Origin of the sequence: Paenibacillus sp. CH40 (assembly GCF_024213605.1) — a bacterium.
Lineage (GTDB): Bacteria > Bacillota > Bacilli > Paenibacillales > Paenibacillaceae > Paenibacillus > Paenibacillus polymyxa_B.
The window spans coordinates 1,036,913-1,062,105 of sequence record NZ_JANAVQ010000001.1; the positions used below are offsets into that span (position 1 = coordinate 1,036,913).

At 46.1% G+C, this 25,193-nt stretch carries 22 protein-coding genes; 20 read left to right on the forward strand and 2 right to left on the reverse strand.

Annotation, left to right across the window (positions count from 1 at the left end; genetic code table 11):
• Positions 1 to 25 precede the first annotated feature (25 nt).
• The 12 genes from purT to NLX73_RS04565 all read left to right on the forward strand — a co-directional run bounded on the left by purT (position 26) and on the right by NLX73_RS04565 (position 14,246).
• The gene (gene purT / locus NLX73_RS04510) at positions 26 to 1,210 is read left to right on the forward strand and encodes a formate-dependent phosphoribosylglycinamide formyltransferase (protein ID WP_254325443.1); all 1,185 of its coding nucleotides are present in this window, start codon (positions 26 to 28) and stop codon (positions 1,208 to 1,210) included.
• A complete protein-coding gene (locus tag NLX73_RS04515; protein ID WP_061831569.1) occupies positions 1,203 to 1,664 on the forward strand; it encodes a GNAT family N-acetyltransferase in 462 nt (153 codons plus the stop codon). The genes purT and NLX73_RS04515 overlap by 8 nt, the downstream gene beginning before the upstream one ends.
• Before the next feature lie 207 nt (positions 1,665 to 1,871).
• The gene (locus tag NLX73_RS04520) at positions 1,872 to 2,612 is read left to right on the forward strand and encodes a CAP domain-containing protein (protein ID WP_254325444.1); all 741 of its coding nucleotides are present in this window, start codon (positions 1,872 to 1,874) and stop codon (positions 2,610 to 2,612) included.
• Between the two features lie 227 nt (positions 2,613 to 2,839).
• Positions 2,840 to 3,520 carry a TIGR00266 family protein gene (locus tag NLX73_RS04525; RefSeq protein ID WP_061831571.1) on the forward strand — a complete coding sequence of 227 codons (681 nt, stop codon included), beginning with the start codon at positions 2,840 to 2,842 and terminating at the stop codon, positions 3,518 to 3,520.
• A gap of 174 nt (positions 3,521 to 3,694) precedes the next feature.
• Positions 3,695 to 4,645: a GDSL-type esterase/lipase family protein gene (locus tag NLX73_RS04530; protein WP_254325445.1), complete on the forward strand. Its 951-nt coding sequence runs from the start codon at positions 3,695 to 3,697 to the stop codon at positions 4,643 to 4,645.
• Complete coding sequence (locus tag NLX73_RS04535; RefSeq protein ID WP_254325446.1) at positions 4,642 to 5,718, forward strand: ABC transporter ATP-binding protein; 1,077 nt, start codon at positions 4,642 to 4,644, stop codon at positions 5,716 to 5,718. The genes NLX73_RS04530 and NLX73_RS04535 overlap by 4 nt, the downstream gene beginning before the upstream one ends.
• Complete coding sequence (locus tag NLX73_RS04540) at positions 5,711 to 6,700, forward strand: ABC transporter permease (RefSeq protein ID WP_039271187.1); 990 nt, start codon at positions 5,711 to 5,713, stop codon at positions 6,698 to 6,700. Before NLX73_RS04535 ends, NLX73_RS04540 begins: the two co-directional genes overlap by 8 nt.
• Positions 6,701 to 6,798: 98 nt before the next feature.
• A complete protein-coding gene (gene parE, locus NLX73_RS04545) occupies positions 6,799 to 8,778 on the forward strand; it encodes a DNA topoisomerase IV subunit B (protein WP_028540692.1) in 1,980 nt (659 codons plus the stop codon).
• Between the two features lie 22 nt (positions 8,779 to 8,800).
• On the forward strand, positions 8,801 to 11,263 hold the full coding sequence (gene gyrA / locus NLX73_RS04550; protein WP_254325447.1) for a DNA gyrase subunit A: 2,463 nt from the start codon (positions 8,801 to 8,803) through the stop codon (positions 11,261 to 11,263).
• 275 nt (positions 11,264 to 11,538) lie between these two features.
• On the forward strand, positions 11,539 to 12,009 hold the full coding sequence (locus NLX73_RS04555; RefSeq protein ID WP_013310615.1) for a MarR family winged helix-turn-helix transcriptional regulator: 471 nt from the start codon (positions 11,539 to 11,541) through the stop codon (positions 12,007 to 12,009).
• A gap of 265 nt (positions 12,010 to 12,274) precedes the next feature.
• A complete protein-coding gene (locus NLX73_RS04560; RefSeq protein WP_025722031.1) occupies positions 12,275 to 12,760 on the forward strand; it encodes a MarR family winged helix-turn-helix transcriptional regulator in 486 nt (161 codons plus the stop codon).
• Complete coding sequence (locus tag NLX73_RS04565; RefSeq protein WP_254325694.1) at positions 12,744 to 14,246, forward strand: DHA2 family efflux MFS transporter permease subunit; 1,503 nt, start codon at positions 12,744 to 12,746, stop codon at positions 14,244 to 14,246. The genes NLX73_RS04560 and NLX73_RS04565 overlap by 17 nt, the downstream gene beginning before the upstream one ends.
• Before the next feature lie 134 nt (positions 14,247 to 14,380).
• On the opposite strand, the gene NLX73_RS04570 is transcribed toward NLX73_RS04565, so the two are convergent.
• Positions 14,381 to 15,127 carry an RluA family pseudouridine synthase gene (locus NLX73_RS04570; protein ID WP_254325448.1) on the reverse strand — a complete coding sequence of 249 codons (747 nt, stop codon included), beginning with the start codon at positions 15,125 to 15,127 and terminating at the stop codon, positions 14,381 to 14,383.
• 9 nt (positions 15,128 to 15,136) lie between these two features.
• Positions 15,137 to 16,000, reverse strand: coding sequence for a class I SAM-dependent methyltransferase (locus NLX73_RS04575; protein WP_028540694.1), 864 nt, complete (start codon positions 15,998 to 16,000; stop codon positions 15,137 to 15,139).
• A gap of 499 nt (positions 16,001 to 16,499) precedes the next feature.
• On the opposite strand from NLX73_RS04575, the gene NLX73_RS04580 reads away from it, so the two are divergent.
• The 8 genes from NLX73_RS04580 (at position 16,500) to NLX73_RS04615 (ending at position 25,130) form a co-directional block, all read left to right on the forward strand.
• On the forward strand, positions 16,500 to 16,958 hold the full coding sequence (locus NLX73_RS04580; RefSeq protein WP_069289771.1) for a flavodoxin: 459 nt from the start codon (positions 16,500 to 16,502) through the stop codon (positions 16,956 to 16,958).
• 20 nt (positions 16,959 to 16,978) lie between these two features.
• Positions 16,979 to 17,791, forward strand: coding sequence for a hypothetical protein (locus NLX73_RS04585; protein ID WP_254325449.1), 813 nt, complete (start codon positions 16,979 to 16,981; stop codon positions 17,789 to 17,791).
• A gap of 356 nt (positions 17,792 to 18,147) precedes the next feature.
• Complete coding sequence (locus NLX73_RS04590) at positions 18,148 to 18,801, forward strand: HlyD family secretion protein (protein ID WP_254325450.1); 654 nt, start codon at positions 18,148 to 18,150, stop codon at positions 18,799 to 18,801.
• A 15-nt stretch (positions 18,802 to 18,816) separates the two neighbouring features.
• Complete coding sequence (locus tag NLX73_RS04595; RefSeq protein WP_254325451.1) at positions 18,817 to 20,334, forward strand: DHA2 family efflux MFS transporter permease subunit; 1,518 nt, start codon at positions 18,817 to 18,819, stop codon at positions 20,332 to 20,334.
• A 69-nt stretch (positions 20,335 to 20,403) separates the two neighbouring features.
• Positions 20,404 to 21,870 carry an efflux RND transporter periplasmic adaptor subunit gene (locus NLX73_RS04600; RefSeq protein WP_069289769.1) on the forward strand — a complete coding sequence of 489 codons (1,467 nt, stop codon included), beginning with the start codon at positions 20,404 to 20,406 and terminating at the stop codon, positions 21,868 to 21,870.
• A gap of 235 nt (positions 21,871 to 22,105) precedes the next feature.
• Positions 22,106 to 22,948: an STM4015 family protein gene (locus NLX73_RS04605; protein WP_254325452.1), complete on the forward strand. Its 843-nt coding sequence runs from the start codon at positions 22,106 to 22,108 to the stop codon at positions 22,946 to 22,948.
• Positions 22,949 to 23,014: 66 nt separating this feature from the next.
• Complete coding sequence (locus NLX73_RS04610) at positions 23,015 to 24,355, forward strand: STM4014 family protein (RefSeq protein ID WP_254325453.1); 1,341 nt, start codon at positions 23,015 to 23,017, stop codon at positions 24,353 to 24,355.
• Positions 24,348 to 25,130 (forward strand): STM4013/SEN3800 family hydrolase, encoded by a 783-nt coding sequence (locus NLX73_RS04615; RefSeq protein ID WP_254325454.1) that lies wholly within the window; start codon positions 24,348 to 24,350, stop codon positions 25,128 to 25,130. Before NLX73_RS04610 ends, NLX73_RS04615 begins: the two co-directional genes overlap by 8 nt.
• Positions 25,131 to 25,193 lie beyond the last annotated feature (63 nt).

A 25,193-nucleotide genomic window follows, 5' to 3' on the forward strand; every position in this document is an offset into this window, starting at 1 on the left:
TTCGTCAGAGGGGGAAGAGTTCAAGATGTGGGGTGCTCCTTTTTCTGCCAAGGCTAAGAAGATGCTGCTGCTGGGTAGCGGCGAATTGGGAAAAGAAGTCATTATTGAAGCTCAGCGGCTTGGCGTGGAATGTATTGCTGTAGATCGCTATGAACTGGCTCCAGCAATGCAGGTGGCCCATCGCTCTCACTGTCTGGATATGCAGGATGCTGAGGCGTTGAAGGCACTAATTCGTAAGGAAAAGCCCGACATAATTGTACCTGAAATCGAAGCTATTGCTACGGGTGCTTTGGAAGAATTAGAGCAAGAAGGATTTCACGTAGTACCAACGGCCCGTGCCGCCCGTCTTACGATGGACCGGGAAGGTATCCGCAGGCTGGCTGCCGAGAAATTAGAGCTTCCGACTGCTGCCTATCGTTTTGCAGATAACTTTGAGCAGTTGCGGTCGGCGGTTCATGAGCTGGGCACGCCATGCGTGGTCAAGCCCTTGATGAGTTCGTCGGGTAAAGGGCAGTCTGTATGCCGGGCAATCGAAGATGCAGAATCCTGCTGGAATACGGCGCTGGAAGGCGCGCGTGCCAAAACAACACGTGTCATTGTTGAAGCTTTTGTCCCGTTTGAGAGCGAAATTACCTTATTGACCGTCAGATCGGTTTTGGGTACGACTTTTTGCCCACCGATTGGCCACATTCAGAAAGATGGGGATTATGTCGAATCCTGGCAGCCTCATGGCATGACGGACAAGCAGCTTTCGGAAGCGGAAGACATTGCCCGTAGGATAACGGATGAACTGGGTGGTTACGGATTATTTGGCGTAGAGCTATTTTTAACAGCTGATGGCGTCATATTCAGTGAAGTATCCCCTCGTCCGCATGATACAGGAATGGTGACCATGATTACGCAGGATTTGTCGGAATTTGCGCTTCACGTGCGGGCCATTCTCGGATTCCCGGTGCCATCCGTCACGCTGCTTACACCAGGAGCTTCAGCTACTTTGAAGGCAGAAGTGACTACGCGGGATTTTGTAATAAGCGGTCTGCATGATGCATTATTGCTACCCCGGACACAGGTGCGAGTGTTCGGGAAGCCTGAAACCAAGCCGGGACGCCGGATGGCTGTAGCGCTTAGCGCTGCAGAAGATGTGGAAACAGCACGGAAGACGGCCAAAGAAGCTGCTAATATGCTGAAAGTGGAGGTAAATCATGTCTAACAATGTGATGATTCCAGTACTGACAATTCGTTCCGTAGAGCTTGGCGATTGCGAAGCCGTAACTGGACTACTAAGAGAAGTCGGATATCCGATGACTTGTGGTGTAATGAAAGAAGTTATGGGAACAGCGCGGGAGGACAGTCAAGCGAATATGATGGTTGCAGAAATGGATGGTCGTGTTGTCGGAGTAATCGGCATGCATACGGCTCAAAGCTTGGCTTATCCTGATCCTGCCGTACAAATCACCATGCTGGTCGTGAGCGGGGAGTATCGCGGCGAGGGCATTGGCAAGCGCTTGGTGGCTTGTGGTGAGGAGTGGGGACGTGCGCAAGGATGCTATCATTTATTCATTACCGGAGCGAATAACCGCATCAAACAAGTAGAGGCCCGAGCTTTCTACAACCGAATCGGCTTTGAAAAGCAAGGCTACCGTTTCAGCAAAAAGCTTAGATAATCAGCCTATAACAAGACAATCTAATACTTAAAGCCTCACTACTTTTAACTCAGTTCCGCATGGTCTATTCCGAGCGGGGCTATTTTTTTTCCAACTTTTATACCATTGATCCTGCTATAAAACATGATATACTGCTAGAGTAAAGATTACAAAGTTGTAACCAGAATCGTTCACACCAAGGCATTTATACAACAAGGAGATGACGAAATGAAGAATATGTTGAAAAAAACACTGGTGATGGGAAGTCTTAGCGCCATTTTATCCGCAGGATTCATCGTTCCGGCATCAGCTTCACCAGCTGACGATTTGACTGCCCAACTGCAACAATGGTTTCAAAATAACGGATATACCGTCAATATGTCCAACGGGACGACTACGATAACAAAGACCGTAATTAAGGATGTTTCTGAAAAGGACAAGGCTAAAAACAAAACAGCAAATCCTTCATCCGGCAAACAAACAACAACCAAACAGGGTGGCCAAAAGGCTTCGCAGTCTGGTACCAAGCAACAGACTCAAAAACAAAACACAAACTCAGGCGCTGGTCAGTCTGCAGGTACGGATGCACAACTCAGCAAGTCCCAATTTGCAGCTGAGGTTGTAAAACTTGTAAATAACGAGCGCAGCCAAAAAGGTCTCAAGCCCCTCGCATCGAATGCGAAGCTTACAGAAGTAGCCTTAGTCAAGGCGAAGGATATGAGTACGAACAATTACTTTTCCCATACATCACCGACCTATGGTTCACCATTTGATATGATGAAAAAATTCGGTGTAACTTATACGTATGCGGGTGAGAATATTGCTATGGGACAACAAACACCACAAGAAGTGATGAAAGCCTGGATGAACAGTCAGGGACATCGTGAGAATATTTTGAAGGCAGAGTTTACACAAATCGGTGTGGCTTACTACAATGGGTATTGGGTACAAGAGTTCACACGTAACTAAGTTGATAGTAAATACGTTCCCAACGTTATGTCGCTGCTACGAAAAGATAGTGACGTGACGTTAATCTAGAGACCCGCTGACACGTTCAGCGGGTCTTTTGGTGTCTCTTAATCCTCCAGTGGTATAACCACTGCTTTATACCAGAAAAGACATAAGGGACGTTTTTATAGTATGATAGCAGCAAGTTGAATGGATAGCAGACTACTTATGGAAAGCCAGGTGAACAAATGAGCTACGAAATCGTGCATGAAGGTGCCTTTGCTATGCTCAAGGTGCAGTTGAAACCCGGGGAAATGATTAAAGCAGAAATGGGAGCGATGGTTTCCATGTCTTCCAGTGTAGATATAAAGGGGACGGTAGACGGTGGACTGTTACGTGGTTTAGGCAGAATGCTGAGCGGAGAAAAATTCTTTTTTCAAGAACTGAGGGCAGCCCGGGGACCGGCTGAGGTGTTGTTAGCCCCTGCTAGTATAGGTGATGTACAAGCGGTGGAACTGGATGGCACGTATAGGCTGTTCGTCCAAAAGGACGGTTTTCTGGCTTGCACAGAAGGCATTGAGGTTAGCACCAAAATGCAAAACCTGATGAAAGGTTTATTTTCCGGTGAAGGTTTTTTTATCGTAGAAATCAGTGGTCGAGGTACGGTATTCCTGTCCTCTTATGGAGCCATTCATCCCATTTATATTGCACCAGGAGAAGAGCGTATTATTGATAATGCTCATCTGGTGGCATGGCCGGATTATATGGATTATAAAATTGAAAAAGCATCTAAAGGCTGGTTGTCCAGCGTAACGAGTGGAGAAGCACTTGTATGCCGCTTTCGCGGTGAAGGAACGGTACTGATTCAAAGTCGAAATCCGGGCAGTTTTGGACAATGGATCAAAAGTTTTATCCCTGATAGCAAATAGTTTGATTCGTCTGATTAGAGATGAGAAGATCAACTGTTCGCACAAGAAAGTATAATATAAGGATGGTCATTTGCCATCCTTTTTTGCATGTTCATGGGAAATTATATGTGACTCTAAACATTTATTGAGCTTTTATTCCGAACGGTTTATTTGCAAAATGATATGAGAAGCTTTATGTTTATTTCACTAAGCTATCAGGAGGGAACACGAGTGAATTCATCAAAATGGATTTGGCGGTCTGTCGGTTCCGTTTCCATTGCCGCCACATTGCTATTATTGTACGGATTTATTACAGCAGTACAAAGTATCACGGCTCCAGAGCCAATGGTTAGCAATCAACCTGTACATTCCGGTTCATCGCAGACACAAACTGCGCCATCCGCTACTAATCAGACGGGAGAGTTTCGGGTAGCTGCCATTGGAGATTCGCTAGCCAAAGGTACAGGGGATGACTCCGGAAGTGGTTTTGTGCGTCGGTCGGTGAGCTTGTTAAATAATCAGGAAGGCCATAAGGCTCAGCTCATAAATAATCTGGGAATTAATGGACTGACGACTCAAGGACTATTGACCAAGCTGGATGAGCCTGGTGTTTCTTATGTGTTGAAAAAGGCTAACGTCATTATTGTCTCGATTGGCGGAAATGATTTATTTCAGGGAGCTCAGGCTGCCCAAACTGGCAAAGAGCCGCCTACACTTAGTGGTTTGCGTAAAGCTGTGCCTGATGCCGCCAAACGTCTGCAAAAAGTGCTGACAAAGGTAGGGAAGATCAATCCGAATGCTAAAATTATCTATGTCGGATTATATAATCCATTCAGTGATCTGCAGGAAATGAAAATTCCCGGTAATCTTGTAGTAACAGAATGGAATCTGGCTGCCATGGCAATTACCAACCAAAACAGCAATATGACTCTGGTTCCAACTTTCGATTTATTCCAGCAAAATTTGCCCGTCTATTTATCATCCGATCATTTTCATCCAAACGGACAGGGCTATCAGGCAATCGCTGAACGTATCGCGCAAGGGTTTGCAGTTGCAAACACGAAGGATGCCGATAAAGTGGATAACGAACAACAGTCTACAAGTAGCCAACCCGCTGAAGTGAAAAAGGGAGGAAACAAGCAATGAGCATCCAATCTGCTGACAAGACCGGGGCTGGAATAACCGAAAAATCGACATCAAGGGATGCATTGTCCAGTTTCCATTCCGCCAATCAGGTTGGCAGCGGAGGCAGAGACAGAAGCAATACCGAAACAGTTCTCTCTGTTCAGCACGTTAAGAAACGTATCAAACGCAAAATGATCATTCATGATGTCACATTCGACGTTCGTGCGGGTGAAATTTTCGGATTTCTTGGTCCTAATGGGGCTGGAAAAACGACGACTATTCGTATGCTGGTCGATTTAATTAAGCCTACGGAAGGGACGATTACCGTCTGTGGTCATAATGTAAATCGTGACCCTGAGCAGGCTTTACGGCATATTGGTTCTATTGTGGAAAATCCAGAGGTGTACAGCTACCTGACAGGGTGGGAGAATTTAGAGCATTTTGCCCGTATGCAGCCTGGTGTAGACGAGCAGCGTATCCGCGAAGTCGTTGAGCTGGTTCGGCTCGATCGCCGTATCCACGATAAAGTAAGTACGTATTCTCTGGGAATGCGCCAGCGCCTAGGTATAGCCCAAGCCTTGCTAGGTAGACCGAAATTACTCATTTTGGATGAACCGACGAACGGGTTAGACCCCAAGGGGATCAAGGAAATGAGAACTTTTATCCGTTTGCTAGCGGCAGAAGGCATGGCTGTATTTGTTTCCAGCCATTTGCTCAGCGAAATCCAGCTGCTATGTGATCGGGTGGCAATTATAAGTCGGGGAAAGGTGCTAGCTGTAGGTGGTGTGCGGGAACTGGTTGAAACGCACTCGCACATGGCCGTATGGCAACTGGAGCCTCGTGATCAGGGTCTCGCGATATTGCAAAATTCTCCCCATGTGCAAATGATTACGAACGCCGATGAATTAATTGATGACAGCATTGTTGCAGGCAGCGGAGCCGATGCAATTTTTACAGAAATGGATGAAGAGCATATTGCGGAGCTGGTGACACAAATGACGGCTTCCGGTATTTCCGTTAAAGGTGTAACCAAAATCAACCCTACACTGGAGCAGCTATTCCTGAAAATGACGGAAGGTGAGATACTTGAATAACATTTTACCGCTCGTACAAAATGAAACGCTCAAAATTATTAAGAAGAAACGATTTTATGTCATTTTACTTGTTTTACTTGTGCTTGTGCCGATTTTTACGTACGCTCAGATGAAAGTGGCAGAAAACAATCGCGAAAAATTCGGCAATGATTGGCGGCTTGAACTGCGTCAGGCAATTACCGATAATCAAAACTCGCTGGGAAGTGACCGGGTTCCCGAGGAATGGAAGACCTATCGTCGGGTCTTTGTGCAGCAGATGCAATATTATTTGGAGAATGATGTGAATCCCAATGAGCCGAGTGGCGTCACCTTTACCAGAGAGTTTATGGATAATTCCATAAATCTGTTCGTTCCGCTGTTGATTATGGCCATTGCCTCCGACTTGGTTTCTGGAGAACGGACGACAGGCACGATAAAAATGTTGCTGACTCGCCCAGTCAGGCGGTGGAAAATACTGCTGAGCAAGCTACTGACATTGTATATGTTCGTCTCGCTCATCATTTTGGCTGTATTTGTAATTAGCTATCTTATATCAGGCTTGTTTTTTGGTTTTCGCGGTTTTAATGTTCCGGTATTTACCGGATTTCAAATTGTTGGATCGACGGTGGATTTGTCTGCTGTACATGCGATTCCACAATGGCATTATCTGATGCTGCAAGCCGGATTGATCTGGTTTGTCAGTCTTGTGGTAGCTTCGTTAGCCTTTATGGTATCTGTCCTGGTACGAAGTACGGCGGCAAGTATCGTGGTCATGATGGCTGCGCTTATTTCGGGCACTATTTTGACAAACATGGCTTCATCTTGGCAGAGTGCTAAATATTTATTTATGGTTAACCTCCAATTAACCGATTATTTATCTGGAAGCCCCGCCCCGATTGAGGGAATGACCTTACCCTTTTCTTTAGCTGTACTGGGCATTTGGGGGGCTGCGGCATTGATTGTTTCATTCGCCGTCTTTACGAAACGGGATATATTGAATTAAAATGGACAAGGTAAAAGAAAACATCTGTTTGCATTTTTGGTGAAAATCATCAAGAATAAGGCAAAACACGGTTACGATTAGACAAAGGGGGAGCATGAATGGTCGACAAAATCGACTTGTCTGCGGGAGTGTCCGGCACACAAAGCGGAGCTTCAGAATATGGCGCGGACGACATTCAAGTGCTCGAAGGGCTTGTGGCAGTTCGCAAACGGCCGGGCATGTACATCGGGAGCACCAGTTCTTCGGGACTGCATCATTTGGTATGGGAAATTGTAGACAACGCGGTGGATGAACATCTCGCCAAGTTTTGCTCTCGCATTGACATTACAATGCATAAGGACGGTTCCGTTACAGTATCAGACAACGGGCGCGGTATTCCTACAGGAATGCACAAAACGGGAATTCCTACGCCTCAGGTTGTATTCACCATTTTGCACGCCGGAGGTAAGTTTGGCGGTTCGGGATATAAAAAGTCCGGGGGTCTGCACGGTGTAGGTGCGTCTGTAACGAACGCTCTTTCGGAATGGCTTGAAGTGGAAATTTACCGGGACGGCAAGATTCACCGTCAGCGGTTTGAATATTGGCAGGACAAGAAGGGCGTGGAGCATGTCGGGGAACCGACCACAGGCCTTGAAGTGCTGGGCAATACTAACAAGACGGGCTCGAAAATTACATTTAAACCGGATATTCGTGTTTTTCAGGCAGGCATTCATTTTAACTACGATACGTTGGCTGAGCGTCTTCAGGAAATTGCTTTTCTAAATTCGGGCCTTCGTATTCAACTTAAAGACGAACGCAGCGGAAAGTCAGATGAGTATTTTTATGAGGGTGGCGCAAGTCAGTTTGTTGCTTTTCTGAATGAGGGCAAGGATGTGCTGCATGATGTTATTCACTTTAATGCCGAGAAAGAAGACATTGAAGTAGAGATTGCCATCCAGTACAATGCGGGTTATACAGAGACGATTGCTTCGTTCGTTAACTCCATTCCGACACGTGGCGGAGGTACGCATGAAACGGGATTCAAAACCGCTTACACTCGTGTCATGAACGACTATGCGCGCAAAACGGTGATGTTGAAAGAAAAGGATAAAAACTTGGAGGGCAACGATCTACGTGAGGGCATGATGGCTGTAATCAGTGTCAAAATGGCTGAAGTTGAATTTGTCGGCCAGACAAAGGATCAGCTGGGTAGCGCTTCGGCACGGAGTACAGTGGATGCCATCGTATCTGAGCAGATGCAGCGTTTTTTGGAAGAAAATCCGCAGATAGCACAAACTTTGATCAAGAAGGCAGTTCAAGCATCCAGAGCGCGTGAAGCTGCACGTAAAGCTCGAGATGAGATGCGTTCCGGTAAAAAGCGCAGTGAAAGTTCCAATTTGAATGGTAAACTGTCGCCTGCGCAGTCCAAGGATTTTACACGTAATGAGTTGTTTATTGTGGAAGGCGATTCGGCTGGAGGATCAGCCAAGCAGGGACGGGATTCTAAAATTCAGGCCATATTGCCGCTTAAGGGCAAGCCGATGAATCCGGAAAAATCCAAACTGGCGGATATTATGAAGAATGATGAGTACCGTGCTATTACAGCAGCTATTGGTGCGGGGGTAGGAACAGAGTTTTCGCTGGAAGACAGCAATTATTCCAAAATCATCATTATGACCGATGCAGATACAGACGGTGCACACATTCAAGTGCTGTTGTTGACGTTCTTTTATAGGTACATGAAAGAGCTTATTGATGCAGGACGCATATTTATTGCTCAACCGCCATTGTATAAAATAACTCGAAAGTCGGGTAAGCTCGAAACGGTGCGTTATGCTTGGACTGACGAGCAGCTTGATAATTATTTAAAAGAATTTGGACGAAATTTTGAGCTTCAGCGCTATAAAGGACTTGGGGAAATGAACCCTGATCAGTTATGGGAAACAACGATGAATCCCGATTCACGCACCTTGTTACGCGTTCAGATAGAGGATGCAGCCAAGGCTGAACGCAGGGTGTCCACTTTGATGGGTGATAAGGTGGATCCGCGCAAGCGCTGGATCGTGGAAAACGTAGATTTCACGGAATACGTAGAGTAGTGCTATCAAAAGAGGTGTATACATGAGCTTATCGGAGCAGTTTTTGCCAGCTTTTCTGGAGGAAGTGGTCGGTGACCGCTTTGGCCGATATTCCAAATATATTATTCAGGATCGGGCGATACCCGACGTACGGGACGGATTAAAACCCGTACAACGTCGTATTCTGTATGCAATGTACGATTCGGGCAATACGCCGGATAAAGCATATCGTAAATCAGCCAAAACCGTTGGGGACGTTATGGGTAATTACCACCCCCACGGTGACTCGTCGATTTACGACGGCATGGTACGGATGGCGCAGCCTTGGAAAATGAGTCACGTGCTTGTGGATGGTCACGGTAACTGGGGCTCTCAGGATGATGATCCGGCGGCAGCTATGCGTTATACGGAGGCTCGCTTGTCTCCGATCGCAATGGAAATGCTGCGCGATATTGAAAAGCGTACGGTTTTGTTCAAGGACAATTTTGATAACTCGGCCAAAGAGCCTGTTGTGTTGCCGTCTCGTTATCCAAATTTGTTGGTGAACGGTTCCAGTGGGATCTCTGCGGGATTTGCGACAGAGATTCCTACACATAGTTTACGCGAAGTTATTGATGCCAGCATTGCGGTGATGGAAAAGCCCGAGATTGAGCTGGAAGAGATTATGACCTTTATTAAAGGTCCTGATTTCCCGACGGGCGGACTCATTATGGGTGGCGAAGGCATCAAGGACGCTTATCGCACGGGAAAAGGACGCATTTATATTCGTTCCAAAACGGAAATTCAGTCTTTGCGCGGAGGCAAGCAGCAGCTGGTCATTACCGAAATCCCATACCAGATCGTCAAATCAAGGCTCGTAACCGCCATGGAAAATATCCGTCTGGAGAAAAAGGTGGAAGGGATTGCCGAGGTTCGTGACGAAAGTGGACGAAATGGTTTGCGCATCGTTGTGGAACTGAAGAAGGAAGCCGATGCGGAAGGGATTTTAGCTTATTTGCTGAAAAAAACCGACCTACAGGTGGCATATAACTTCAACATGGTAGCCATTGTGAACAAGGCGCCACATCAGCTTGGGCTGAAGTCCATTTTGGAAGCGTATATCGCCCATCAACGCGAAGTTGTCACTCACCGTATCCAGTATGAACTGGAAAAGGCAGAGGATCGTGCCCATGTGCTGGAAGGTTTGGTCAAAGCACTGAACATTCTGGATGAGGTCATCGCAGCCATTAAAGCTTCCAAAAATCGTCAGGACGCACAAAATAATTTGCAATGGATGTTTGGTTTTAGCGAACGGCAGGCAGATTCTATTTTGACCTTGCAGTTGTACCGTCTCACCAATCTGGAAATCACAACGCTTGAAAAAGAACTGGGTGATATCCAGAAAAAAATCGCGCAATATCGTTCTATTCTGGAAAGTGATCGCAAGCTGATCAGCCTGATTCGCAAGGAACTGTTGGAAATTCGCGAAAAGTACGGCATTGACCGTCGTTCAGATATCCAGGGCGAGGTAGAAGAGATTAAGGTGAACCTGGAAGTCATGGTGGGAGCAGAGGATGTGTTGCTGACACTCTCAAAAGATGGCTATGTGAAACGTACAAGTATGTTGTCATTCACTCGTTCAGGCGGGGAACGTTCAAGTTCCGGTGTTAAAGAAGGGGATTACGTTACCCAATTGCTTGATGTGAATACGCTGGATGTATTGCTCGTCTTCACCCAGCGCGGACAATATTTTTTACTGCCTGTACATCAGGTGCCAGAGTATAAGTGGAAAGAGCCGGGCACACCAATTGTCAACGTCATTCCGTTATCGAAGGAAGATCGTATCGTAAGTGTTATTCCGCTCAAAAACATCGAGGAAATAGGAAAAAGCCTAGTATTTGTAACAAAGAAGGGCCAAGTAAAGCGTACAGAATTAAAAGAATATGCTACAAAACGTTCTAGTGCCGTAGCCGCCTGCAAAGTAGCAGGGGACGATGAGGTATTATCGGTAACGTTAAGCGAGGGTACCCGGGATATTATGCTGATTACCCGCGCGGGTATGAGTATACGCTTCAAGGAGCAAGAGGTTAATGCGATGGGTCGCGTCTCGGCTGGTGTCAAAGGTATACAGCTAGCGGAAGGCGATGAAATTATCGCGGCGTTATGGGTAGAAGAGGATGAAGGAGAAGTGTTGGTGCTGACCGAGTCTGGTTATGGTAAGCGTACGCTTCTGTTGGACTATCCTACACAGGGAAGAGGCGGCAAAGGTATCACTACCTTTGAGTTCAAGGAAGGCAAACGAGTACGTTCGAATGGAACTCGAATCGTGGCTGCCTTCTATTGCCGTGAAGCTGTTCAATTATTTGCAATCACAGCAGAAGGACAAACGATGTCCTTCCTTTCGGAAAAGGCTCCTTTGACCGACCGAAAGGATACAGGTAAGCTGCTGGCTCCAGTGGAGAAGAAGGACGAAATTGTGAATGTGCTGCTGCGTAGTGAGCCGCAAGCTTCTCAGTCCATAGAATAATAGGAAAGTCAAGCGCTTATTAGCTCGAAAAAGAGAGGTCCTCTCGTGCCATTCCGGCACGAATGAGGACCTTTTTGCCGTCATGCTGTCGAACTCTGACCAGTCTTCAAAACCGAGGTGAGACTTCCTTCCCCTTTTCATTTCGTGCTCCAAAAACGGCAGGAAACCAGGGCTGAATGGCGAAAATTTAATGTGATGAAATACAATCCGGACGGTGGCCCATACGGTAACTTTGATGCTTTTACTGACCCTGTTATTTAAAGGAGTGAGGCAAAATGCAAACGACCGAATTTGCTAAAATCTGGTCCAGAATGGCTAAGGATTATAAGGTTCATATGGAGCAGCAGCTGGCTCCATCACTAACCGAAGCTCAACTTACGGTGCTGGAGGTTTTGAACGAATACGGCCGTATGAAACCGTCTCAACTAATCCCATATCTCGCCACCACACCAGCCGCGGTTACGATGCTGCTGGATCGGATGGAACGGAATCGACTGGTCACCCGTTTCAGAGACGTAAAAGACCGTAGAATTGTATGGATTGTCATTTCGGATCAAGGGAGAGAAGAAGTAGAGCGTGGATTACGAATACGGGATGATTTTCTGGGTTCTGCACTAAACCGAATTTCTCAGCACAATCAAAATTTGCTGGTTTATTTGTTGGGGAAAATTACAACGAAGGCGAAGACTTCAGTAATGACAAGTGAGGCTGAGGGAGTAAAGGAACCAATAGAGCGAGCAGAATAACTAGAATGGTGGCTACTTGAAAAGTAGCTGTACGCAGCAGATTATCATTTTAAGGTAAGTAGGAGTGCGCGGATGTAAATACCTATCGTGGTATTCATACCGCGCCTTTTTTGTGTTGAAGTATAGGTGATATTTGGGTGAATGTTGACATTTACATAAGAGATGATAAAATAATAGTTATTAATAAATAACAATTCGCCTATAAATAGTTGCTTGTTTATGTATATGGATTGTGAATTGGGTATTAGAAAGAAGGATGGTTTCAGTGAGTGACAGAGAGGAAGACAGACTTGAGGTGTACCGGATTATTCAATCGGTAAGGGAGGTTAACAAAACGATATTTTATGCCTTCTGGAATGAGGAGCAGCATTTGGATCTGACGGCCATTCAGCATATGGCTTTGGCAATTCTGAATAAACGCCCCAACATCGGGTTATCCGAGTTGGCAGACATAGCGCATGTGGGAAGCAGCTCTATGAGTGGGGTGGTTGACCGCTTGACCAAGGCGGGATATATTGCTCGCGGACGGCATGAGCATGACCGTAGATCCTTAGTGTTGACGCTTACGCCGGAAGGAAAAGATATCATGCAAAAAGTAGACGCCATGTGGATGGAGCGAGTCTTGCCCATTCTGGACATCCCGAAGGAGCAGCTAGAGATGGTCCTGGATATCCATAAACAAATGATCATGAAATTAACACCGAAGGGAATGAATCAACTTGAGCAGTCCTCAAATGACACTACCAGGTAATGTACGCAGAGCACCCATTGTGGCCGCTCTGTTGATTGGCGCGATTGTAGCGATATTAAATCAGACGTTGATCAGTGTGGCTTTACCGAAAATGATGAGTGATCTGAATATAGATGCCAATATAGCTCAGTGGCTCAGCACGGGCTTTATGCTCGTGAATGGGGTATTGATCCCGGTGACCGCGTTCTTGATTGCCCGTTTCTCCACTCGTAAATTGTTTATTAGCGCGATGACTATTTTTTCAATCGGGACGCTGTTATGTGCTATAGCACCAAGCTTCAGCATATTGCTGATCGGTCGGCTTATTCAGGCCGCGGGGGCTGGTATCATGATGCCCTTAATGATGGTCGTTATCTTGAACATCTACCCAATAGAGCGTCGTGGCCGGGCGATGGGAACCCTGGGGATTGCGATGGGTTTTGCTCCAGCCATTGGGCCCACCTTATCCGGTTATATAGTACAGCATTATGACTGGCGGGTATTGTTCTGGATCATCCTGCCGATATCAGTAATTTCAATTGTGATCGGGTTTATTTTTCTGAAAAATGTAACGGAGCAGTCCAAGCCAAAGCTGGACATTCCCGGCATCATTTTGTCTACGCTCGGTTTCGGTGGACTGTTATACGGCTTTAGTGATGCAGGATCATCAGGTTGGGGAAGTATTCCAGTCCTGTCTACGCTTATCGTTGGGACAATTGCGCTTATTTTGTTTATTGTTCGCCAACTGAAGGCAGATGAGCCTATGCTGGAGTTCCGTATCTTTAAATACGATGTGTACAGCTTGACGACAATCATTAATGTGATTGTGACGATGGCTTTGTACGCCGGTATGATATTGCTTCCGATTTATTTGCAAAATATTCGGGGTTTTACACCGCTCCAGTCCGGTATGCTGATGTTACCAGGAGCGATTCTAATGGGGCTCATGTCTCCTGTAACGGGGGCTATTTTTGACCGAATTGGAGCACGCTGGTTGTCTGTAATTGGCTTGCTGATTATGGCTATAACGACTTGGGAATTTACGCGGTTAACCGAAACAACCACCTATATGACACTGTTAATTAATTATACGGTGCGGATGTTCGGGATGTCGTTGCTGATGATGCCGATCCAAACGGCCGGGTTGAATCAGCTTCCGCAACGATTGAATGCACATGGTACGGCGATGAGTAATACGCTGCGTATGATTTCCGGCTCGATTGGGACGGCAATTCTGGTGACAGTGATGTCCACACAAAGCAGCAACCGCTTGACATCGATTGTTACATCTGAGGGACTAAGCGTGACGGATAAAGCGGGGATGCTGGCTGCAGGTAATCAAGCTACGATTTATGGGATTAACTCGGCTTTTATCATTGCAACAGCGTTGAGTGTGGCCGCTCTGATTTTAGCATTTTTCATCAAAAATACGAATGCACAAAACGCCCATCCCCGTCAACAGCTGGTAAACAGCAAGAAGGGGCAGTCCGTGGCTTCCTCGTCATAAAAGAATGAGATGACGCATTAATTTAATTTTCTGCAAAAAAAGAACCTGGAATGCATGTTTGTTCACATGCGTTGCAGGTTCTTTGTGCAAATGGGGTTGAAGATCAATATTCAGATAGGGCAGGGCTTTCCGGTTCAAATTTCAGACGTAATCATATTCTCATAAAGCGACCTGGGCCATTCATTCCATGGAAATTGGACTGGAGGTAACGAGTGAAATCTCATATCTTCTTTGCTAACCGGATGCGGTGCTCCAGCCAGTAAAGACCAGAGCGCCAGCTGTTGACCGGGTCGGCTCAGATGACCGCCATATTTTTGGTCACCGTAGAGGGGACAGCCGATCGCCTGCATTTGCACACGAATTTGGTGTGAGCGTCCGGTGTGCAACTTAATCTGCACGAGACTGAGTCCATCTGCTTGTCCGATCACGCCGTACTCCAAAATGGCTTCTTTCGCACCAGCTGTGCCAGGTCGAACCGCTTGAACCGTGTTGGTTCGGCTATCCTTTAGCAAGTAATGGGTTAGACGGCCCTGTGGGTCCGTCGGAACGCCATTCAGAACTGCGGTATACAGTTTGTGAAAATGACGACTTCGTACCGACTCTGACAGGCGAGAAGCAGCTTTGGACGTCTTAGCAAAAATCATGGCCCCACCTACAGGCCGATCCAGTCTGTGAACTAAGCCCAAAAAAACGTTACCAGGCTTATTGTGTCTGATTTTTAGATCTTCCTTGAGCAAAGACAACAGATCAGGATCACCACTGGCATCCTCTTGTGTTGGAACATTGACAGGCTTTACAACTGCCAAAACATGATTGTCCTCATATAGGACAGGAATATTTGGCTGTGCATGCTCATGCCGGGTAAGTTCATTTTGAGTCATAAGAGGAATTTAAGCCTCCCAGCGTCCGAGAATACCACAAGGCAAATTCAATCCCGAGCGTGTGATCGGCAATCCGATTTCACCAGCGCTAATTTGACCGCCGTACTTTTGTTGCATGGTCATGCTCAGCATGTTGCGCAATACAGTAGGCGAAATGCCTGTAGTATAGGAGTTAATCAGCATGAACAGCGGTTGATCCGAAATGATGCTCATGCAGGATTCGAGAAACGGGTATAAGCTTTCTTCAAGCTTCCAAGTTTCTCCGTTCGGTCCGCGTCCGTAAGAAGGAGGGTCCATGATAATGGCATCATAACGGTTGCCCCGACGTTGTTCCCGTTGCACGAACTTGAATACGTCATCCGTAATGAAGCGTACCGGACGGTCAGCCAGACCAGACAATTGAACGTTTTCCTTTGCCCACTGTACCATGCCTTTGGCGGCATCCACGTGAACTACACTGGCTCCAGCATACGCAGCAGCAGTAGTGGCTCCTCCCGTGTATGCAAACAGGTTCAGTACGGAAATCGGTCTGCCTGCGCCTTTGATTTTATCCATCATCCAGCTCCAGTTCGCTGCTTGCTCCGGAAAAAGACCGGTATGCTTGAAGCTGGTCGGTTTAATGTGGAATTTAAGCGGTCCATAGCTAATTGTCCAGCGCTCGGGGATAGGTTTTTTCATATCCCAGTTGCCGCCACCGGAGGAACTACGGTGATAATGCCCATGAACATTACGCCATTCGGCTGTTTCCTGGGCCAAAGGCCATATGATTTGCGGATCGGGACGACGCAGGACAATATCACCCCAACGTTCCAGTTTTTCACCACCGCCTGTATCCATTACTTCATAGTCTTTCCATTCTTGTGCTACATACATGTACAATCCATCCTTCAGCAGTCAATTCAGGATTCAGGCAGCAAGCTGCACAGAAATCCCCATATGGAGTCTATTGTACAACAAACCTCAGCAACAATCGAATGATTACATAAATAAGTAAGTAGTCAAATGGTCTAAAATATTTTTTCTTGGATGTACTTGTAATTATAGCGCTTCCATATTAGAATGAAATCAATCCCACTTGTACGTACAACAATCCGTTTTTTATTATAATAATGAAAAACGGATTGGATTGTACGTACATAATATTTTTTATCAACACAGCTGAAATTCTACTTAATTAAACAAGCCTCTAATTTAATGTGCTTATCCATAGAGTTTATCAGCCAACAGTCGCATGTAATGCGGCTGTTTTGCGTATATCTCCCCAAGATTAAAGCTAGTTTTTGAAATTAATATTTGACAATGAGAATCATTATCAAATATTATTTGAGTAACAGGGAGTGAAAGCATCCCATATTTCAAATAAAGGTGAGGGATGAACTTGGGTAAAATCATGATTGCTTATGCCAGTTTGACCGGTAATACAGAGGAAATTGCGGAATTGATCGCCGAGGGCGTTCGTCAGGCAGGGCATGAGGCGGAGTTGAAGGCATCGTATGATTGCAGCGCGCAAGAACTGCTCGCATATGACGGGTTCCTACTGGGTGTATATACATGGGGAGATGGTGAGCTTCCTGATGAATTTTTGGATTTTTACGAGGAACTAGACGAACTTGATTTGTCTGGTAAAAAGACCGCAGTATTTGGCAGTGGAGATACATCTTATACGCAATTCTGTGGCGCAGTGGACTTGGTAGAGGAAAAAGTCAAAGAACGCGGTGCATCGGTCATTCAAGAGAGTCTGAAGATTGAATTCAATCCATTGGATGATGACAAGGAGAATTGCCGAGCTTACGGAAGACAATTTGCACAGGCTGGTATTGAAGTGTCCTGAGAAGAGAGTGAGGGATAGGTATGCGCAATAGCGATAGCTTAAGCAGCTTTCCTCTTCTGCACGACTATCATCTGGAGGAGATGTGGAGAACTCCACAGCCAATCCGTCAATCACAGAGGAAAAGAGGGCGTGAGGGCTGGAATTGGCGGCAACGGGTTCAATATGCAGTAGGGCATGCGCTCAACGAATACTTTGGAATGGAAGTAAAGGTACGGCGGGAAGTCCCTGTCCAGTATGTGCTGGAGAAATGGTGGCCCAAGCAGTCAGACAGCTTTGAATCTTTGTTCCATTATTGGGATGTCAAAAATAAAGTGTCAGGTGAGTTGTCAAAAATTTGTGGCTTAAATAATGACTTGATGGTGCCTGTGATGCTGTATGAACAATTTTGTACGTCTGTGCCTGAGTTAGAGGTCAATATTTCGCTTATTGTTCAGGCTGCTTGGCAACTATCAGCAGAAGCAGATTCCCTGCTCATTCAAAAGTACATCGTTGACTATAATCCTAACGTTGTCAGTACATTCCAACATATGACAAATGTATTTTGTTATTATGCATTTGGAGCTCTTCCTCAGCTTATTGAGGTATACTGTCTGCTGGAAGGCAAGAAGGTCCGTTTCATTCCGGGACCTGCTTCTTTACAGCAATCTCTGGATTACGTACGGCTATTACGGGATTCCCAAGAGGATGTACATGGGACGGCAGAACGCTGCCGTTGCGGGGGGTGCATAGGGGAGCAAGTTTCTCAGGGAAACAGAATGAATAAGAACACGAAGGAAGGGCAGGAGGCGAAAAACTGCAAACAACGGTCAGCTGTACCTACGCCTTTCTCTTAACGTTACTGTGTAACCCTTTAATTGTAAACTATCCCTTTTCGTGAAAGAACCTTGGAAACAAGGTTCTTTTTTATGAAAAAAAATTATGAAAAAACTGAAAATTTATGTTGCCTGAATAGATAAATATATCTATAATATTTCAATGTACAATAGTTATATGAAAATATTTAAATATAAAAGGCGGTTTGTGGACCATGGATCCGATTGTCCTATGTACATAAGATAGTCCTGTCTTTTGCATGGAATGATGCCATGTGTTTATTTACGTTCTCTATTTGGTTTAATGGCCTAATATTTCAATTTTAAAATATTAGCGTTGAATAATAAAAATTTTTTGGACAACAGGGGTGGAAGAAGTGAGTAAGAAAACTGTATTGCCAATCCTCATTGTACTGCTCATTCTGAGTGGTGGAGCTATTGGCTACTATTATTGGTATCAAGCAACACACTTTGTTAAAAGTGACGATGCGCGCATTCAAGCCGATCAATATAAGGTAATGCCGCAAATCTCTGGAGAAATTAGCCACATTGATGTGGAAGAAGGAGATGTTGTTCAGCGTAATGAACCGATTGCCGAGCAGGATGTATCGGGGCTGGATGCGAGCATGATCAGCAAGTCCGTACTGCGCGCGCCGATCAACGGAACCGTCATTAAGATTTATTCGAAAGAGCATGAAATCGGATCGCCGGGTAGTGCTGTTGCAACTATGGTGGATATGAACAGCTTGTACGTATCTACGAATATTGAAGAAACTGATATTAACCGTATTAAACCAGGACAGCTTGTTGATATTACGCTTGATGCAGCAGGTGATCAGGTGATTCAGGGTAAAGTTCGTAAAGTGGGCGAAGCCTCCAACGCCGTGTTCTCACTCGTTCCTGCAGTGAACACAAGTGGTAACTTTAACAAGGTGACTCAGCGTGTGCCTGTAGAGATTGCTGTGAACAAGCCGAAGGATCTGAGGCTTATTCCTGGAACGAACGTGGAAGTAAAAATTCATACACCTTAAAAAGGAGGGGTCCATGTGGCTGCCAATGATATTGCTGCTGCTCCTTCGACAGATTCTTCCAAAGAACGCTGGCTTGCCTTTTTCGCTATCGTTTTAGGCGCCTTTGTCGCCATTCTGAACAACAGTCTGATCAATGTCGCCATTCCTAGATTGACGACAGATTTAGGATCTACGACGACACGTATTCAGTGGGTTATTACAGGTTACACGCTTGCATCTGGTGTAATCGTACCGATTACCGGATATATGGAGCAGCGCCTCGGATACAAAAAGTTTTTGATTCTTGCGCTCAGCGTATTTTCGCTGGGAACGGGAATATGTATTTTTGCATGGAGTGATTCTTCCCTGATCGCAGCACGGGTGCTGGCTGGTCTGGGCGGTGGTGTTATTATGCCGCTGAGTATGACGATTATTTACAAAATTATGCCGCGTGAACAAATCGGTATGTCCCTTGGTATATGGGGGATCGCTGCAATGGCAGCGCCGGCTGTAGGGCCTACGCTCAGCGGATATTTAATTGAGTGGTTTAACTGGCGATTCTTGTTTATTGTCAGTGTGCCAGTTGCTTTATTTGCAATTTTAATGGTTATTCTTCTAATCAAAGAACCGCCTAAAGTAGAGCCGAAGCCGTTTGATCTACCGGGCTTTTTGCTGGCGGCAACTTGTGCGGGAACACTCTTGTACGCATTGACAAACGGCCAGCGTGATGGCTGGACTTCTTTTGGAATTGTATCCCTGCTTTTTATTGCTTTCTGGGCACTTGTTTTTCTGATCTATGTAGAAAGCGGCAAGGATAATGCTGTAATTGAAATCTCATTATTCAAGAATTCAAAGTATACGATTAGTGTTATTGCCTCTAGTCTGGTCATGATGGGGATGTACGGAGGAACGTTCCTAACACCGTTGTTTTTGCAAAATATCCAGCGTGTGTCACCGATTGATACCGGTATTATCCTCATTCCACAGGCCATTGCCATGGCGGCTATGATGCCTATTGCCGGGAAGCTGTTCGATAAGTTCGGCATTGTGCCTTTGGGACTTGTGGGCCTGACGCTAACCAGCTTTATGACCTATCATCTTCACCAGCTTACGCCAGATACTTCGCATGCCTGGTTGGAAACCGTAATGGCATTACGGGGTCTGGGAATTGGTATTTGCATGATGCCATTATCCACGGTCGGCATGAATGCCGTTCATCCGAGCAAGGTAGCCAATGCGTCTACAGCGTCCAATCTGGTACGTACTGTGGCTGCATCTATGGCGATTGCGGTGCTAACCGCCATTATGCAAAGCCGTTCGGCTGCTCATGCCCAGCAAATTTCGGAGTCTATTACACCAGACTCGGCTCATGCGCTACAAGCGACATTGGGCAGCTCATGGATGTCATCCATAAGTAGTTTAATAACACTGGATGCTACATCAAGAGGAATTGGGGATACGTTCCTCATTTCATCCATACCGCTGTTTTGCACAATTCCACTCATCTTTTTGTTTATTCAGAGGAAGAAAGCAAAGACACAGCCGGAAACTTAATAAGTGAAGTACAAAATATCGACTGGATGACTTACATTATTTCCACGGACAGAAAGAAAGGGAATTATCATGAAAATATTGAGAGTAGAAAGTACATTAGCGGCTTTAGTGCTCGGCGGCGCAGTGCTGGCAGGCTGCTCCAGTAATAGCGGGGCGGCTCAGGACATGGTCGTTCCGGTTAAAATCAGCCAAGCACAGCAAGGCATCATCGGACAGGGAAATATTTATACAGGAACGGTAACACCTTCGGAGACGGTGAACATTGTGCCTAAAGTGGGCGGTAAAGTGGTTGAGCTGCCTGTGGATATTGGCTCCGAGGTTAAAAAGGGCCAAGTACTGTTCAAGCTTGATGATAAAGACATGCGGAATAATGTTGCGAAAGCCCGCGCCGCAGCAGCTGCGGCAGCAGCCGGAGTAAGTACCGCTCAAGCATCCCACGAATCTACGATGGTTCAAGCAAACTCGGGCTTAGTGCAGTCCAAGAGCGGCGTGATTCAATCCCAAAGTGCAATCAATCAGGCACAGGGGGCTATTAATCAAGCCACTACAGCCGTAGAACAAGCAACACATGGTGTCTCCTCGGCAGCCAATACGGTGAAACAAACGCAGCAAGCTTTGGCAGATGCACAGAAGAATGTAACACGTACACAAAGTCTATTTGATGCAGGTGCGAGCACTCAAGCACAATTAGAACAAGCCAAAACAGCAGTTGTGAATGCGGAAGCGGCTTACAATAATGCACAAAATGCGCAGGCTAATGCACAAGATCAGTTGGTAGCTGCGCAGAAGGCCTTGACTACAGCTCGCAACAGCTATGATTCAGCAAAAAATAGCTACAGTAATGCCAATAGTGGCTACAGCAATGCGCAAAACCAACTCAAAGTATCTCAAAATACTGCGGTCATCGAGTCCAGCCAACAATCTCTTAAGCAGGCTCAGCTGAATGTAAACATTGCTCAGGATGCATTGGATGACACCGTTGTTACATCACCGATTAATGGTATTGTGGGTACGAAAAATGCAGAAGTGGGCGAAATGGTATCCGCTCAATCTCCTGCGTTGGTCATTGCGAATCTGAGTACGGTCAATACATTAATCTATGTTCCAGCGGAACAGATCAACAATGTAAAAGTAGGTGACAAGGTACAGGTTCGTGTTGCAGCGTCCAACATTGTAACAACAGGTACAGTTAAAAATGTAAGCCCGTTGGATGCAAGTGGAAAAGGCTATCCTGTAAAAATCTCAGTTGCGAATCCAGACACAAAATTGAAATCCGGCATGTTGGCTGATATCAGCTTTGTCGCTGCCAATGCACAAGAAGGCATTGTGGTTCCTACTGCGGCAGTTCAAAAGGATCAAGGTAAAGAATATGTATATGTTGTAAACGGAGACCATGCGAAACGTAAGGAAGTGAAGACTGTTCAGACGGCAGGTTCACAAACACTCGTTACCAGTGGCTTGAGCAATGAGGAGAATGTGATTGTGAATAATCTGGCATTGCTGTCCGATAACTCACCGATTACAATTAGCCAATAATTTGGTTCTAGAATTACTACTATATAATAGTAGTAATGTATTACAGACATATGCGCAAGACAGCCTGCTTAGTGGGCTGTCTTGTTTTGATTTCATTGAGCACATTTTACATAGGATTGATGTCGATATAGGACTATTTTTGACGAACATTGGTAGAATAGGATAGACTAAATTGGAAATAGATAGTTTTCAAGTTTTATTACATTCTCAGATAAGTGATCGGAGGAATTGTAAGATGGAAGTAAAATTGGTAGTAGATTTTGAAGCTTATGAGAGTGGCCAAACGATGGCTAAATTGCTTGAGGAACTGGCAGCCAAGCCGGAGAGCGCGGAAGTTACGGATCTGATCATTGGAGATTGGGGTGGAGCCTATGAGAGCTCACCAGATGATTTCATCCCAGTGTTAGTGAAGCTTAAAGATCATTTTCCTAAGTTACGCAAGCTGTTTATTGGTGATATGGAATATGATGAGTGTGAGGTTTCATGGATTAACCAGACGAATCTATCCCCATTATTAGAAGCGTTTCCAGCGTTGGAGTCCTTTCATATCAAAGGAAGCCAGGACCTGAGTCTGGAACCACTTCGTCATAACCACCTTCAGGAATTGGTTATTATTTGTGGCGGCCTGCCTGTGAGCGTTCTTCAGCAAATACACAATGCAGAACTGCCTGAACTGCGCAAGCTGGAACTGTATTTGGGTGTCGATAACTATGGTTTTGACGGTAACCTGAAAGATGTTTTGCCGTTTTTGAATAGCAATCCTTTTCCCAAACTTACATACTTGGGACTGAAAGATAGTGAAATACAGGATGAAATTGCAATTGCAGCAGCTAATGCCCCTGTGATTGGACAACTGGAAGTGCTGGATCTCTCACAAGGTACGTTGTCTGATAAAGGTGCAGAAGCGCTGCTGGCTAGTGAAAGTATAAAAGGACTGAAGCATCTGGATTTGAGCTATCATTATATGTCTAGTGAAATGATGCAACGTTGGAAAAGCTCGGGTCTATCTGTGAACGTGGAAGATCAACAAGAAGCGGATGAGGAAGATGATTGGCGTTATCCATCACTGACTGAGTAATTTGTACAAATGGACTTAAAACGGACTGTTTTCAAAAATTAAAATGATCTAAAGTGAGGCGGCTCTATGGTTAGAATGTCAGACTGTAATGTCAGCGAGCCGTTTATCTTGTTCGGTAATCCGGGGAATCGTCGAACTACCGGACTACAGGAGGCGCGAAGCAGATTAATGCTCCCACCCGCTCTGGAGGTCTCCTATAAGAATGTGCTGGAAGCTATTCGGCAGAAACAAGGTCTGAGCGAGCTGATGGCGCGAATAGCCGCGCGAGCTACGCATGATAGCGTGAATGGCAGTTCCTTTGTGCAAGAGAGCATTGATCAGTTACTGGCGGGGCAGATGAACAGTGGTCCGATGCTTCGTCTGGATGCACCGGGCGAAAGCTTTGAGGTAGAGCGTGAGTTGATTGCTCTGGGCGCCTCGGATGGTGAGGGAGACGATTCTCTGTTGCCATGGCCCGAATGGACACAAGGCACAAGTATATCGGCGGCAGAAGCGCGACGTCTACAGGAGCAGCACGGTCGTATTTGGCACCCGGCACAATGGTTCCGGGGCTATTGCCGTCTGCTGGCCTGGCTGCGGGATGAAGTGTCTCTGCTCTGGCCCTCATCATACTGGATGAACGATCCGGCAGAAGTGGCCGTGATGTTCGACAAACGGCGTTGCAGCGCCGATTTAAGCAAGGCAGATATAAGAGTCCCGCCAGTGCTTGCATCTTCAGGTGGTGCATTTCATGATGTTGTCGATCTGCACGCGGCAATCAAGGAGAGCGGGTTTCACCGCGTATTTGTGAAAATATTTTGTGGGTCTGGTGCTTCTGGTGTCATGGCCTATCAGGTACATCCCCATACACACGCGGAACTGGCGGTGACCACGATTGGAACGGAAATCATACGCGGACAGCGCGTGTATTATAATGCCGGACGACTGCGTCGTTATACGGATAAGCAGGACATTCATGCTATCCTTAACTGGCTATGCCTGGAAGGGGTACATGTGGAGCGCTGGATTCCCAAAGCGACCCTGAACGGGCGTGTTTATGATGTGCGCCAACTCGTGTGCGGATCAGAAGCTTGCCATGCGGTTTTACGTTTGAGCCACAGCCCCATTACGAATTTGCATTTGCGTAATGAGCGGCTCTCGCTGAAGGAAGCCGGATTACCACAGAATACGGTGGAATCGATCCAGCTTACGGCGAAAGCCGCTATGAGTGTTTTTCCAGCCTCCATGGTTGCTGGACTGGATGTGCTGGTTCCGGCTCATGGCGGTCGTCCCTATGTATTGGATGTTAATCCGTTCGGTGATTTGCTGTACCGGGTTGAGCATCAGGGTTGGAATCCGTATGAATGGGAAATGCAGCACCTCGCTAATAGGAGCGTGGGTACGGAAAGGAAAGACAGATATGATTAATATGAACCAAATTGTCGGCTCTCATGATATTGTCATGATTACGCTTGATACTCTGCGTTATGATGTAGCAAAGCTGGAGGAAGAGAACTGTCCGAATTTATGCGGCTCCGGGTCGTGGGAAAAGCGTCATACACCGGGTAGCTTTACCTATGCTGCACATCATGCTTTTTTTGGCGGATTTTTGCCGACTCCAGCGAATACGGATAAGACTTCACATATCCGTTTGTTTCACACAAAGGATACGGGACTGCGTACGCATCCACATACCTGGCTGTTCGATGCCCCGGATATTGTGTCCGGGCTAGAGGGTGAAGGTTATCGCACCATCTGTATCGGCGGCGTTATTTTTTTCACGAAGAAAAATAAGCTTGCCAAAGTGCTGCCAGGATATTTCCAAGAAAGCTACTGGCGTATGAACTTTGGCGTTACCAACCCCCGTTCGACGGAGCATCAGGTGAATCATGCTCTGAAACTGTTGGGGAATACAGACCCGTCACAGCGCTTGTTTTTGTTTCTGAATGTATCAGCGATCCATGGGCCTAATCATTATTTTGTGAAGGGCTCAGCTAAAGATTCAGTGGAGTCTCAACGAGCAGCCTTGCGGTATGTGGATGGTGAACTTGGACGTTTGTTTGATGCTTTACGAAATCGGGGCAAGACGTTTTGCATGGTTTTTTCCGATCATGGTACAGCTTATGGGGAAGACGGCTATGAAGGACATCGTCTGGCGCATGAGGTAGTCTGGAATGTGCCTTACCGCGAATTTATATTATAAAGCAAATAGAAATATAGATTGCACTAGTAAAATATTAAGAAATCAATCCAGCGCGAGGAAGGA